The following is a 12,985-nucleotide window of genomic DNA, read 5'->3' as shown; positions in this document are numbered from 1 at the left end:
CTCCTCACAAAACTTTCCTTGATAAAAATATTTTCTCTTTATTTTCTTGTCCTCTTCATACTATAATTTAGTATGTAACTATTATAAGAGAGGTAAAAGACATGGAACGTGAGAAAAAACAAGAATATGCATTGTTTACTGCCTGGGGAGCTTCTTTTATTGCGACACTTGGAAGCTTATATTTTTCCGAAATCATGAAGTTTGAGCCTTGTGTACTTTGTTGGTATCAACGTATTTTTATGTATCCATTTGTTTTATGGCTCGGTATTGCAGTTGTAAAAAAAGACTACCGCATTGCTACATACTCTTTACCAATTGCAAGTATCGGTGCCTGTATTTCGCTCTATCATTATGCGATTCAAAAAGTTTCCGCATTCTCAGAAGCAGGAGCAGCTTGTGGTCGCGTGCCTTGTACGGGACAATATATAAATTGGTTTGGATTCGTCACAATCCCGTTTTTAGCACTTATCGGATTTATCACGATTGCAATTTGTAGCTTTATTGTAATTAAAAACAAATAAGGAGATGAAATCATGAAAAAAATGCTTATCTTCGGCGGTATTATTATCGTCTTATTTGCAGCTATTTTTGCTGTCACACAAATGGAAAGTAAAAATAAAGAAGAACAAGGAAAGAATTATTACACAAATAAAATTACCTCTTCAGATATTCGCAAAAATAATGAAGAAAAGAAAGAACAAACTGTGTATTTCTATCAAACAGGTTGTCAATATTGCGAGAAAGTTTCACCTATCGTTGTTCCAATGGCGAAAGACATGAACATTGATATGAAAGTTATTGATATTTTAAACGACAACTCAACTTGGGATGATTATAAAATTGAAGGAACGCCAACAATTATTCATTTCAAAGATGGCAAAGAGGTAAGTCGTATTCATGGCGAAAAGCCAAAAGAAACTTTTGAAAAATGGTTTAAGGAAAACAAAAAGTAACGAGAAAAGGAAACTCCTTCTATACATGAAAGCTAGGGAAATTCCCACACTAATGTATAAGGAGGGGATTTTATGCCAGAAGTACGCTGTTCTGTTTCCAATTGTTCATTTTGGGGACAAGGTAACTTTTGTCAAGCAAGCGCAATCTTTGTTCAGCCTGACGATCAAAACACGAATCAATCAGATACTGACTCTTATACAAATTCGGCCTTAACAGGCGAAACGCTTGAAAGTTCTGCGACAACAAGCGTTGAAACATGTTGCCAGACGTTTAGACCGAAATATTAATACATGAGTCCCCATCCCTTTTTGAGGTGGGGATTTTTCTTTCATACATAATATGTACAAACTATAGTGCAATCGCTTCTCTTCCAACGCTTAAAGATGTAGAAGCATACTGCTAAAAATATGCTTCTACATCATAATAATTCCATATTTCCAAGCATCATGCATCAGCGTCATATACAAAATCAATATAAAAACGCTTCCAAATAATGTTATCCAGCGATATATTCCATCTTCTCCTTCCCTTGCTTCAATAAAGGACCAAATAAAGCCAACTAAAAGTATTAAATCAATAAAGGTAATATAAAAACCAAACATAAATGACACATACAAATAAATAATAAATAAACAATTCGTTATCAAAAAGATTTTAAATGCAAATTGGCTATTCCCTTTTCTCATAACGCGTCCGCCCTCCAATCTGTACTGTATTATATTCACAAGAACAGAATAGTTGCGATTGGGCAGGCTAATTACATTTTTCTATATAAATTCATTTTGATTTTTCAACATATAAGCCGCTCCTATGCATGGACGAATCCTCTCTCCCACCCCCAAAAAGGAGGTTCGATTTTTATTTATACAATAAATAAGCTATCGTAAATAGACGATAGCTTTTACTGTACATTATATTTCCGTTTATAAATATTACTTAAAATGGAATAAGGAACTTGCTCATAACGAATTTTCTCCCCTGTTTCATCCATAATATACAAATTATTTCCTATATAATAGCTGCCATTTTGCCCCTTTGAATAAATGGCATATCGTTCATTTGGTAATACCGTTTTTACTTTCGTAAATTGACCATTAGGTTCTTGCCAAAATATATTCATGCGATCCACAAGTGTTACTATTCCAATTTGTTCCTCTTCCATTACTCGTCCATTCCAGCTTGTAACACGATATCCAAGTTTATGAGCTGCATATTCTGGCGATGTATAAAACTGCGAAATAATGACTTTTGTTTGTAACGATACCCGGTCATATAACCATTGTATATCGCGATCATGCATACGAATACAACCATTTGATTCCCTTCCTCCAATGGTTCCTTCTCGATTTGTACCATGAATTGCATATTCTTTTTCATTTAAACCGAGCCACCTTGTTCCAAGTGGATTGTTCGGTGCACCACCTGGAATCTTCTTACGATGATATTCTTTGTTTTTATATTTATTAATGATACAAAATGTACCTTCAGGAGTCGGCGTTTGGCGCTTTCCAGTTGTAACAGGAAACGTTTTTATATAGTTTCCATTTTCAAAAAAAGATAATTGATTTGTCTTAAGGTTAATTAGTATTAAATGATCGCTACTAGCAAAAGTGCTAATTGGTAGACAGAAAAAGAGTACTACAACGAAACATACTTTTTTCATTCATATCCCCCCAAGCATCTCCCTTTAAAGTTGACCATAATATATAATGGCACAATATTAGCTTTTACTATGAGTTCTATTCTTATGAATGAAAATACAAAGCTCCTTCCCTCTTATTTTTATCCATTTACAATCACACCACCATTCACATGAAGAATCTGTCCTGATACGTATGTTGAATCTCCTGAAGCTAAATATACATATGCAGGTGCTAGTTCGTATGGTTGACCAGGTCTCTTCATGGGAACATTACTTCCAAATTCAGCTACCTTTTTCTTATCGAAACTTGCTGGAATAAGCGGTGTCCAAATCGGACCTGGCGCAACTCCATTTACACGAATCCCTTTTTGAACTAAAGACTTTGCGAGCGAACGCGTAAAAGCAACAATCGCTCCTTTTGTTGCAGAATAATCAATGAGTTGCTCATTTCCTTCATACGCTACAATAGAAGCTGTATTTATGATTACATCACCCTCTTTTAAATGTGCGAGAGCGGCTTTTGTAACGTGAAAATAAGAAAAAATATTAACGCGAAATGTTTTTTCAAGTTGCTGCGCTGTAATGTATTCCAAACTTTGCTGCGGATATTGCTGGGCAACATTATTTACAACAATATTCAGACCACCTAGTTGCGAAGCCGCTTCCTTTACAATGTTCTGACAATGTTGTTCACTACTTAAATCACCCGGAAATAATATACATTTCACACCTTGTTTTTCCACAAGTCTTGTCGTCTCATTTGCATCTGCATGCTCATCTAAATAAGCAATAGCAATATGTGCGCCCTCTTTAGCAAAAGCAATGGCAACTGCCCTTCCAATTCCACTATCTCCTCCTGTAATAAGTACATTTTTCCCTTTTAATTTTTCACTACCACGGTAATTAGGGTCCTCGTACTTCGGAAGAGGGTCCATCATCGATTCTATTCCTGGTTGTTTATTTTGGTGTTGCGGTGGCAACGTTAAAAACTTTTTTTGTTCTGTCATGTATCTTTCAGCTCCTTCTCATTTCTCTTTCTTATGATGTACACAATAATGAAAAGTACTTATACGTGAAAAGCCGAAATATAGAAGCAATCTTACGATTAATATTCGAAATTAAGACATAAAATATGAATTGTTATAAACTTTTTATGCAAAACTCTTGCAATACAGTTAAAAAACGAATATTATATATAACTGTTGTGACAATTATTCGTGAACAGAAAGGATGTTTATATGTTTAACCTTTCAAAACATAAAACTTCTATTAAAACTGAAATTATGGCAGGTATCATTACCTTCTTAACAATGGCATATATTATTGTCGTAAATCCTATCATCCTTGGTGATGCAGGTGTTCCATTTGAACAAGCATTTACAGCGACAATTATTGCAGCTGTTGTCGGAACATTATTTATGGCAATCTTCACAAACTTACCAATTGCAATTGCACCGGGTATGGGGCTTAACGCTTATTTCTCTTACTCTGTTGTAAAAGCGCATGAAGGCATGACATTTACAATTGCATTCTCTGCTGTATTCGTAGCAGGCATGATTTTAATTTTGTTATCATTCACATCATTCCGTACAAAACTAATGGAAGCTATTCCTGAAAACTTAAAACATGCAATTACTGCTGGGATTGGCTTATTTATTGCTTTTATCGGTTTACGTATGACAGGAATTGTAGTGAAACATGACTCAAACTTAGTTGGCCTTGGAGACCTTCACTCTGCTCCAGTACTACTTGCATTAGCTGGTCTTGGAATCACACTTATTCTTATGTCTTTAAACATAAACGGCGCATTATTCTTCGGTATGTTATTAACAGGAATTATCGCTTATTTCACAGGACAGTTAACATTCTCAAACGGCATTACATCAATGCCTGGATTACCAGAAGGAATTATTGTTTCTAACCCAATTACAGCTGTTTCTGATGTCATTAATTACGGACTATACGGCGTAGTATTCTCTTTCTTCCTTGTTACGCTATTCGATACAACAGGTACACTACTTGGTGTTGCACAGCAAGGTGGATTTATGAAAGATGGCAAACTGCCGAAATCAGGACGCGCTCTTTTATCTGATTCTTTCTCAGCAACGATCGGTTCTATGTTCGGAACAACACCATCAACAGCGTACATTGAATCATCTGCAGGTGTTGCAGCTGGTGGACGTACTGGTTTAACAACAATTACAGTTGCTGCATTATTTGCGGTTGCTGCATTCTTCGGTCCTCTAGTAGGCGCTGTTTCTGGCGTATCAGCAATTACATCTCCATCATTAATTATTGTTGGTAGCTTAATGATGGGCTCTGTACGTCACATCGATTGGGATACATTCGACGAAGCATTCCCTGCATTCTTAGTAATCTTAAGCATGCCACTTACATCAAGTATCGCAACAGGTATTGCACTTGGATTCATTTCATATCCACTTATGAAAATGGCAAAAGGACAATTCCGCGCTGTACATCCACTTGTATACGTATTTGGTATTTTGTTTGCTTATCAGTTGATTTTCTTACCGCATTAAAATTCCTCGTAATGAGGAATTTTTTTTATGAAAAGTGTTTGACAACATTATATAAATGTGGAATAATTCGAACTAGTTGAATATTTGATGTCTTATCAAGAGCAGGTGGAGGGATGAGCCCTACGAAGCCCGGCAACCGACCCATAATGGGCACGGTGCTAATTCTTACAACACATTGTGTTGAAAGATAAGAGTAACGTGATAAGACGTCTTTTCTCTTTGAAAAGGCGTTTTTTATTTCCTCTCCTCCCCTCTCTTCTTACATTCAGGAGGGATTTTTTTATGAAGAAATTATGTTCCATCTTATTAATCATTCTCTTGTTCACATTAACAGCTTGTACAAATGAACAAGATGCTGTTTCTTCACAGAAACAACAAACCGTAAAAAAAGAAACGACCTCTTCACAAAGTAATTCACAGACAGAAATTCCAAAACAAGTGCAAAAACCGTTAAAAGTTGCTTTAATTATGCAAATGTCTATCGGAACATTCTCCTCCCAATATATTGAGGGGGTAAAAAAGCAAATTGAACAATTTGGTGGTAGCGTACAAGTATACAATTCCGACAATGACTTAGCGAAAATGGCAGCAAATCTAGATACTGCGATTAATTCAAAAGTTGATGGGATTTTAATTGATCACGGTCGCTCTGAGGCACTAAAGCCAGGCGTAGAAAAAGCCTTACAAGCAAACATTCCAATAGTCGCATTTGATAATGATTTACGTTTACCTGGTGTAACCGTTATTGATCAAGATGACTATAGTCTCGCATGGAAGTCGTTAAAAACATTAGCTGAAGATTTAAATGGAAAAGGAAATATAGCTGTAGTATGGGTTGGCGGCTTTGCTCCAATGGAACGTCGCAGCGTTATCATTGATGCATTTTATAAACGTTATCCAAATATAAAAGAAGTAGCTCGATTCGGTACTGCTAGTAATAACACGCCACTAGATACACAAACACAAGTAGAAGCATTATTAAAGAAATATCCTAACAAAGGCGATTTACATGCTATTTTTGCTTCTTGGGATGAATTTGCCAAAGGGGCTGTAAAAGCACTTGAACAAGCTGGTCGCACTGATATAAAAGTATACGGCATTGATTTAAGCAACGAAGATTTACAATTAATGCAAAAAGAAAACTCACCTTGGGCTGCCACAACTGCAACTGATCCAGCTGAAGTAGGTAAAGTACAGGTACGCTTCCTGTATAAAAAAATTGCCGGCGAACATACGCCAGATATTTACTCGTTAGACCCATACATTGTAAAGAAAAATAGTTTACCTACAGAAAGTATCACTATGGAACAATTGTCTAAATACATAAGCGGCTGGGGAAATTCAAAAGATGCGTACTCACCTTGGATGAACAAATTAGAGAAGGAGAAAAAACGATGACATTCTCACTTCAAAACATCACACATTCTTATACAACTACCCCTGTGCTACAAGATGTTTCCATAGAGGTACAAAAGGGAAAAATTCATGCGTTACTTGGAATGAATGGTGCAGGAAAAAGCACCTTATTAAAAATAGCAACTGGCGAAATCCGTCCAGTTGCCGGCAAGATAAAAATTAATGAACAAACCATTTCTTTCACTTCGCCAAGAGATGCAAAAAAACATGGTATTGCTTTCGTTACACAAGAAGTAGATCACGGGCTTATTCCAAATTTGTCTGTATTAGAAAATCTACTAATCGATTATTTAGCACTAAATAGTAAAATTCTATTCTCAAAATCACAACTAACACAGCTTGCTAAAAAATATTTGCAAGCCGTGCACATCGATTTAAACGTTTGGGAAGATATTTCAAACTGTTCTTTACATGAAAAACAATTACTTCTTATTGCAAGAGCATTATCTAATAACACAAGTTATCTTTTATTAGATGAACCAACTTCTTCACTTGGGCCAAAAGAAGTTGAAAACTTTGGTAAGCTATTGCAGCAATTAAAGGCGCAAGGAATTGGAATCGTATTAATTTCCCATCGCTTATCAGAAATCAGAAAATTTGCAGATGTTGTAACTATATTACGAAATGGTACCGTTGCATTATCAGAAACGATCACAAAGATTACTGACCAAAAAATTGTTGAAGCAATGACAGGAAAACAGCTTTCAATTCCTGTAAATACAAAAACGAAGCAACATACAGAAGATATATTTCAAGTTCATCATCTTCAGTTACACAAAAATCGTTCTCCTGTTTCGCTTACTATTCGAAAAGGAGAAACAATTGTTATATATGGATTAATCGGAAGCGGGAAAACAACACTTGCGGAAACATTATTTGGTGCTCGCCATGCTTATCAAGCAACGATAAATGATAAAAATATAACCATTAAGACACCACGCGATGCCATTGAAGCAAAGATTGCACTTGTACCTGAAGAAAGACGAAAACAAGGATTATTCTTATCTGAAAACATTATAGAGCATATGAATTTACATCAATTAGGTTGGAAACAAAAAAAATTAGAAATCAGCTGTGCTGAAACGGCTATCACTTCTTTCAGCATTTCACCAAGTAATCCAAAAACTTCCGTCCATTCACTTAGCGGTGGTAATCAGCAAAAAGTTTCTATTGCGAAATGGACTGGCTTTAAGCCCAATCTCTTTCTTTTAGATGAACCAACAAAAGGTGTCGACGTAGCTGCAAAACAAGACATTTTTCAATTTATTCGGCACATTACAGAGAAGGGAAGTTCCGTTCTCTACTTTACAGGCGAACAGGATGAAGCATTACACATTGCTGATCGTATTTTAATACTAGTGAATGGAGAATTTATAGGTGAATACCTTCCTCATGAACTTTCACCTGAACAACTTTTACATTTATCTGAAGGGAGCTATTCCGTTGAATCTAGTTCACGAAACTAAAACGAAAAAAACATTCCTATCTACTAATCTTTTTTATCAATTTAGTACAATTGCTATTATTATAGGCGTGACAATTTTCTTCTCAATTGTAAATGATTCTTTTTTAACTTATAACAATATTAGTGACATTTTACGTTCCGTTTCTATCGTTACATTACTTGCAATTGGGGTCACCTTCACATTAATTGTTGATGGATTTGATTTGTCAGTTGGCTCTACAGCTAGCCTAGCAACAATCGCCTCTGCTGCATGTCTCGTTTTATATCGCCAAGAATTATGGATGACACTCCTTATCCCTATTCTTTGTGGCCTATTAGTCGGGTTGTTAAATGCACTACTTATTATTCGTATTAAATTACCTGACTTACTAGCTACACTAAGTGTCATGTATATTGTTAATGGCGTACACTTAACATTTTCAAAAGGATCTTCTATTTACGAAGGAATGTCTGGAGCAAACGGAACTGCTTCAGGACATTTTATTCCATCCTTTCTATTTATCGGTCAAGGGGCTCTTGCTAGCATCCCAGTTCCTGTTATTATCATGCTTACAGCAGTTCTCATTTCCTATCTATTTCTAGAAAAAACAACGTATGGTCGTTTCTTTTATATAACAGGTGGAAATCGCGAAGCTGCTAGACTAGCTGGAATTCCTACAGATCGTTATCGTTTATATGCTTATATGATTAGTGGTTTATTCGCCTCGATTGGTGGGATTATTTTGAGTAGCAGAATTGGAACAGGGCAAGTTTCAGCTGGCGCACCATTGCTAATGGATGCCGTTGCAGCTGCTTATATTGGCTATGCAATGTTTGGCGCAAAAAAGCCAAATGTAATTGGAACATTTCTTGGTTCTATCTTAATTGGAATTATATTAAATGGTTTAACAATGATGAATGTTCCTTATTATGCACAAGATATTATAAAAGGTAGTATCTTAATTGGTGCACTTGCATTTTCATTTACAAAAAAGAAGCTTACTCGCAAATAGCGAGGGAAACAAAAAGCCTTGGTTCACAAATTTTGAGTGAACCAAGGCTTTTTTCTAATACTCTTCATTCATTTGCAATTCTTTACTATACTTTTGAATCAAAAACGAAGAAATAAACATCACCAGTCCCGCGCTGAAACCAATGAGTTGATCTAATAAAAATTCATCATGAATCATAAAGCGTAATAGAAATACGCCGCCAAAAATAATCATTGCCAAATACCCAGTGTGCCGAAGTCCTTTATATACATTTCCCATATGTACCATTCCTTCAAATGTTATATCCATATTATACCACATATTGAAAAGTAATAGATTTTATATTCAATCTATTTAAAAAACAAGAAAACCTCTTTAAGAGGTTTTCCATCCATTAACTTTGTAAAAACGCCTGTAAATCCGCAAACTGTCTCGCAGCATCCTTATATCCTTGCTCATATAAATTTTGCAGTTTTTGTGGGTCTTTTTCCATTCGGTCTACTTGAAGTGGCACTTCTGGACGAATGACGAATAGATTGCCAGCTAATTCTTCTTTTTCAATGTAATGAAGCGTCTCATTGTATGTTTCATAGCGAGTTAGCATTGTATTTACAAGGTGTGGATATTTCTTATAAGCCTTCGCTGCAATCCATCCAAATTTTGATTTTTTCTTAGCATATCCATGATTTCTCGTTAAAATAACAACTGATTTCTCATAGCCATCTTTTTGCGCTTTTCGAACTGGAATTGGGTCCGAAATGCCGCCATCCAATAATTGTTTACCACGATAATTTACAACTGGTGCGATAAATGGCAATGAGCTAGATGCTTGTAGTAACGTCAATGCATCTTCATTTGTACCTTCTTTTTCAAAATACATTGGTTTACCTGTTTCACAGTCTGTCGTCCCTACTAGAAAACGCTCTGCACTATTAAAATATGTGTCAAAATCAAATGGCACGTGCTTTTCTGGAATTTCACGAAAAATAAAGTCCATATCAAATAGCTGTCGTTTTTTCCATAAATTTTTGTAAGATAAGTATCTTGGATGTGTTGCATAATCAATATTTACTGTTTTATTTCGATTTCTTTGTCTTGAAATATATGACGCCGCATGACAAGCTCCTGCTGAAACACCAATAATATATGGGAAATATAAATCCTGTTCCATAAAGTATTCTAGTATTCCCCCCGTATATACGCCGCGCATACCGCCGCCTTCTAATACTAACCCCGTATTTTCAAGCATTGTTTTCTCTCCTCTTTATATATATAGACTCTTTAATTATTCATCTTGTTAAGTATCTCTTTCTATTATATACGAGTCTCTCCAAAAACCATATTCAGAAGGCTTAATGCGAGCAGAAATTATTCCTCTACTTTTCTAAATGCGCTCCTACATCCTTTATAAACCTTTGAATCAATGACAATTCCTCTTCTGTATATTGACTTAAAAGTAATAGCCACTTCTCTTCAGCTTGTTGATGAAGTGTCTCATGTGCTATATAAATTTCATTTCCACTATCTGTTAAACGGAAAAATATTTCTTTTTGATTATCTAGCATTTTCATCTTTTCAACAAATTGTTTATGAAACAATTTTGTACAAATTTTAGAAATGGCTCCCTTTGTCATTCCCATCTCTTCCGTAATCGCTGTCACATTCATTAAACCTTTTGTTCCTATGCATTGAATTACGTGTAGTTCTGATAGAGACATACCGCTTACACCTGTCTCACGAAGAAACCGCTCATCATTTTCCTTCATATGCTCTTCTTTCTTATGAACAAGTGTGCGAATATCCGAAAGTATTTCTATTTGCCTTAATGTACGGTCCAAATCGGATCCCCTCCATAATACGGTTTAAGTTTCCATAGAAACAATTTAACTATATACCATTGTAAAATCATTTTTTTATCTTTACAAGTGAGAAAATAATGTTAAAATTAATTTAGTTTCCGAGGAAACTAAATTAAGGAGGGTTTATTATGAGACATTCATTATCTTCATCAAGATTAAACTCCATTCTATACATTGTTTGCCTGAGTGCTCTATTAGGTTCTTTTGCTCAAAATATTTACACACCTATTTTACCAATGATTCAAGATTCCTTTCACACCTCTCTTTATCTTGTAAATTTAACTGTCTCTATTTTTACTTTTGTTCTTGCCATTATGCAGCTTATTTATGGACCATTCATTGATACAAAAGGGCGAAAATATATTTTGATTCCTAGCCTATTCATCAGTACAATCGGTACCATTGGCTGTGCTTTTACAGCAAATATTTATATATTTCTTATTTTCAGAGCCGTTCAAGCAATAGGAATAGCAGCCATTCCTGTTGTAGCTGCTACCATTATTGGTGACTTATTCGAAGGAAAGGAACGCGGAAAAGCGATGAGTCTTTACCAAATGATACTTGCCCTTGCTCCTGCTGTAGGTCCTCTCATAGGCGGTTATCTTGGAAATATAAATGGTCACGTATCTATTTTTCTATTCTTATCTACAATTGGTGTATTCCTGTTAATTGTAAATGTTACATTGCTACCAGAAACAAAACCCGCTCTGCCTAAAACAGCTAAAAAAGCTAAGCCTTATCGGAGTATTTTAAGAAATAACACTGGATTTTCTATCGCAATCATTGGCTTTATACAGTTTTGTATTTACTTTTGTTTTCTCGTTTTTTTACCTAGCATACTCACAAATTTATTTCATCAAAATGCAGGTGAAATTGGAATGATATTTGTACCAATGTCCTTATGTATTATGCTAGGAAGTTATTGCTACAAGTTTTTACAAAGATTCCTTACTACAAAACAAGCTTTACTGATTACTAGCTTTTTCAATATCATATGCGTCATTCTATTCTCTTTCACATACCATCTAAGTATTCCCACGGTTCTCCTTGTCATATCCCTATACGGTTTTAGCATGGGGTTATCCATGCCGACACATACCACTTTATTAACAGAAGAATTTGTAGAAGAAAGAGCAACTGCCATTGGAATTTATAACTTTATTCGTTATATTGGAATGGGCATGGGACCAATTGTAGGTGGTTTTCTATTATTTAATCAAAATTACTTTTGGATCTTCTTTACAGGGGCAGTTCTTTTTCTAATCGTGGTCTTATATTCGATGAAAAAGCTAGCTCATCATCCTGTAAGAAACGCAGAAATTCAAAAGGCTAAATAACAAGCAAAAAAGAGAGTATCCGAGAACAGCTCTTTTCCTGGACTTAGACATTCTCGCTTTATGTAGTTTTTGAATAAAGTCTGATTAAAAACACCCCACAAACTTATATTTTAAAGTATATAAGAAGACTCCATTTTGAAAAAAGATTGATCAAAATGGAGTCTTCTTCAGCAAATTTAAATTTTTTTATAAAAAGTTTGATCGTTTTAAGATACGTTTTATCGAACATTAGCACCTATTAGTTGATTAGTAATAGCGGCTTTCTTCAGTGGCAATTGCTTTTGTTTCATGAACTGTACCATACGGATGCTCTGGCGGTGCATAGATAGCGTAAATTTTAAGTGGTATATTACCCATATTGGTTACATTATGCCATTTTCCAGCAGGTATCATAATCGCATAGTCATCATAGGCCATTTCTTGAAAATCTAATTTATCTTTGCTATCCCCCATTTGAACAAGCCCCTGACCTTCTTCAATACGTATGAATTGATCAGTTGTCGGGTGGACCTCTAAACCGATATCACCTCCAACATGAATACTCATCAGAGTCACCTGTAAGTTTTCCCCTGTCCATAAAGCGGTGCGGTAAGTATTATTTTGCTTAGTAGCTTGGTCAATATTCACTACAAATGGTTTCGGTCCATAATCTGTTAATCTGCTGCTTCCGTAATAAGGATTCCAGTTGTTATTGTTCCTATTACAATAATAAGGATTCCAATTATATATCCAATTGTTGTTATTCCAATTGCTATGCATTGGATTTTCCCACTGATAGTGATGGCATGATTTACGGTACAT

At 35.3% G+C, this 12,985-nt stretch carries 15 protein-coding genes and 1 riboswitch; of the genes, 8 read left to right on the top strand and 7 right to left on the bottom strand.

Annotation, left to right across the window (positions count from 1 at the left end; all coding sequences use genetic code 11):
* Window positions 1-101 precede the first annotated feature (101 nt).
* The 3 genes from AC1M36_RS10455 (at window position 102) to AC1M36_RS10445 (ending at window position 1,241) form a co-directional block, all read left to right on the top strand.
* The gene (locus tag AC1M36_RS10455) at window positions 102-521 is read left to right on the top strand and encodes a disulfide formation protein C (protein WP_336450671.1); all 420 of its coding nucleotides are present in this window, start codon (window positions 102-104) and stop codon (window positions 519-521) included.
* Window positions 522-533: 12 nt separating this feature from the next.
* On the top strand, window positions 534-953 hold the full coding sequence (locus AC1M36_RS10450; RefSeq protein ID WP_336450670.1) for a thioredoxin family protein: 420 nt from the start codon (window positions 534-536) through the stop codon (window positions 951-953).
* A gap of 72 nt (window positions 954-1,025) precedes the next feature.
* Window positions 1,026-1,241, top strand: coding sequence for a DUF1540 domain-containing protein (locus AC1M36_RS10445; protein ID WP_336450669.1), 216 nt, complete (start codon window positions 1,026-1,028; stop codon window positions 1,239-1,241).
* A 126-nt stretch (window positions 1,242-1,367) separates the two neighbouring features.
* Here the strand turns inward: AC1M36_RS10445 and AC1M36_RS10440 are convergent, their stop codons facing one another.
* The 3 genes from AC1M36_RS10440 to AC1M36_RS10430 all read right to left on the bottom strand — a co-directional run bounded on the left by AC1M36_RS10440 (window position 1,368) and on the right by AC1M36_RS10430 (window position 3,603).
* Window positions 1,368-1,640: a hypothetical protein gene (locus AC1M36_RS10440; protein WP_336450668.1), complete on the bottom strand. Its 273-nt coding sequence runs from the start codon at window positions 1,638-1,640 to the stop codon at window positions 1,368-1,370.
* Between the two features lie 215 nt (window positions 1,641-1,855).
* Window positions 1,856-2,617: a L,D-transpeptidase gene (locus AC1M36_RS10435; protein WP_336450667.1), complete on the bottom strand. Its 762-nt coding sequence runs from the start codon at window positions 2,615-2,617 to the stop codon at window positions 1,856-1,858.
* Window positions 2,618-2,736: 119 nt separating this feature from the next.
* Entirely contained in the window at window positions 2,737-3,603 is an 867-nt protein-coding gene (locus AC1M36_RS10430) for an SDR family oxidoreductase (protein ID WP_479845833.1), read from the bottom strand.
* Window positions 3,604-3,834: 231 nt separating this feature from the next.
* Between AC1M36_RS10430 and AC1M36_RS10425 the strand changes: the two genes are divergently transcribed.
* The 4 genes from AC1M36_RS10425 (at window position 3,835) to AC1M36_RS10410 (ending at window position 9,009) form a co-directional block, all read left to right on the top strand.
* On the top strand, window positions 3,835-5,136 hold the full coding sequence (locus AC1M36_RS10425; protein WP_241818212.1) for an NCS2 family permease: 1,302 nt from the start codon (window positions 3,835-3,837) through the stop codon (window positions 5,134-5,136).
* A gap of 89 nt (window positions 5,137-5,225) precedes the next feature.
* Window positions 5,226-5,330, top strand: a riboswitch (SAM riboswitch).
* Between the two features lie 88 nt (window positions 5,331-5,418).
* Window positions 5,419-6,534: a sugar ABC transporter substrate-binding protein gene (locus AC1M36_RS10420; RefSeq protein WP_431613297.1), complete on the top strand. Its 1,116-nt coding sequence runs from the start codon at window positions 5,419-5,421 to the stop codon at window positions 6,532-6,534.
* Window positions 6,531-8,018, top strand: a complete 1,488-nt coding sequence (locus AC1M36_RS10415) for a sugar ABC transporter ATP-binding protein (protein ID WP_479845832.1) — start codon at window positions 6,531-6,533, stop codon at window positions 8,016-8,018. The genes AC1M36_RS10420 and AC1M36_RS10415 overlap by 4 nt, the downstream gene beginning before the upstream one ends.
* The gene (locus tag AC1M36_RS10410) at window positions 7,996-9,009 is read left to right on the top strand and encodes an ABC transporter permease (protein ID WP_479845831.1); all 1,014 of its coding nucleotides are present in this window, start codon (window positions 7,996-7,998) and stop codon (window positions 9,007-9,009) included. The genes AC1M36_RS10415 and AC1M36_RS10410 overlap by 23 nt, the downstream gene beginning before the upstream one ends.
* A 54-nt stretch (window positions 9,010-9,063) precedes the next feature.
* On the opposite strand, the gene AC1M36_RS10405 is transcribed toward AC1M36_RS10410, so the two are convergent.
* From AC1M36_RS10405 to AC1M36_RS10395, 3 genes are all read right to left on the bottom strand, one after another.
* Window positions 9,064-9,297: a hypothetical protein gene (locus AC1M36_RS10405; RefSeq protein ID WP_336450662.1), complete on the bottom strand. Its 234-nt coding sequence runs from the start codon at window positions 9,295-9,297 to the stop codon at window positions 9,064-9,066.
* A gap of 85 nt (window positions 9,298-9,382) precedes the next feature.
* Entirely contained in the window at window positions 9,383-10,237 is an 855-nt protein-coding gene (locus AC1M36_RS10400; RefSeq protein ID WP_336450661.1) for a patatin-like phospholipase family protein, read from the bottom strand.
* 127 nt (window positions 10,238-10,364) lie between these two features.
* On the bottom strand, window positions 10,365-10,826 hold the full coding sequence (locus tag AC1M36_RS10395; RefSeq protein WP_336450660.1) for a MarR family transcriptional regulator: 462 nt from the start codon (window positions 10,824-10,826) through the stop codon (window positions 10,365-10,367).
* 149 nt (window positions 10,827-10,975) lie between these two features.
* On the opposite strand from AC1M36_RS10395, the gene AC1M36_RS10390 reads away from it, so the two are divergent.
* Window positions 10,976-12,184, top strand: coding sequence for an MFS transporter (locus tag AC1M36_RS10390; protein ID WP_479845830.1), 1,209 nt, complete (start codon window positions 10,976-10,978; stop codon window positions 12,182-12,184).
* A gap of 246 nt (window positions 12,185-12,430) precedes the next feature.
* On the opposite strand, the gene AC1M36_RS10385 is transcribed toward AC1M36_RS10390, so the two are convergent.
* Window positions 12,431-12,985 (bottom strand): cupin domain-containing protein, encoded by a 555-nt coding sequence (locus AC1M36_RS10385; RefSeq protein WP_336450658.1) that lies wholly within the window; start codon window positions 12,983-12,985, stop codon window positions 12,431-12,433.

Source organism: Bacillus sp. Medicinal_06 (assembly GCF_056711665.1).
The sequence above is the reverse complement of the archived record's forward strand: the minus strand, read 5'-3'. Positions and strand labels throughout refer to the sequence as shown.

Coding starts and splice junctions, on each gene's coding strand:
- AC1M36_RS10415 (WP_479845832.1), top strand. CDS start 6,531: ATGACATTCTCACTTCAAAACATCACACATTCTTATACAACTACCCCT.
- AC1M36_RS10400 (WP_336450661.1), bottom strand. CDS start 10,237: ATGCTTGAAAATACGGGGTTAGTATTAGAAGGCGGCGGTATGCGCGGC.
- AC1M36_RS10425 (WP_241818212.1), top strand. CDS start 3,835: ATGTTTAACCTTTCAAAACATAAAACTTCTATTAAAACTGAAATTATG.
- AC1M36_RS10405 (WP_336450662.1), bottom strand. CDS start 9,297: ATGGATATAACATTTGAAGGAATGGTACATATGGGAAATGTATATAAA.
- AC1M36_RS10445 (WP_336450669.1), top strand. CDS start 1,026: ATGCCAGAAGTACGCTGTTCTGTTTCCAATTGTTCATTTTGGGGACAA.
- AC1M36_RS10440 (WP_336450668.1), bottom strand. CDS start 1,640: ATGAGAAAAGGGAATAGCCAATTTGCATTTAAAATCTTTTTGATAACG.
- AC1M36_RS10455 (WP_336450671.1), top strand. CDS start 102: ATGGAACGTGAGAAAAAACAAGAATATGCATTGTTTACTGCCTGGGGA.
- AC1M36_RS10385 (WP_336450658.1), bottom strand. CDS start 12,985: ATGTACCGTAAATCATGCCATCACTATCAGTGGGAAAATCCAATGCAT.
- AC1M36_RS10390 (WP_479845830.1), top strand. CDS start 10,976: ATGAGACATTCATTATCTTCATCAAGATTAAACTCCATTCTATACATT.
- AC1M36_RS10450 (WP_336450670.1), top strand. CDS start 534: ATGAAAAAAATGCTTATCTTCGGCGGTATTATTATCGTCTTATTTGCA.
- AC1M36_RS10435 (WP_336450667.1), bottom strand. CDS start 2,617: ATGAAAAAAGTATGTTTCGTTGTAGTACTCTTTTTCTGTCTACCAATT.
- AC1M36_RS10430 (WP_479845833.1), bottom strand. CDS start 3,603: ATGACAGAACAAAAAAAGTTTTTAACGTTGCCACCGCAACACCAAAAT.
- AC1M36_RS10420 (WP_431613297.1), top strand. CDS start 5,419: ATGAAGAAATTATGTTCCATCTTATTAATCATTCTCTTGTTCACATTA.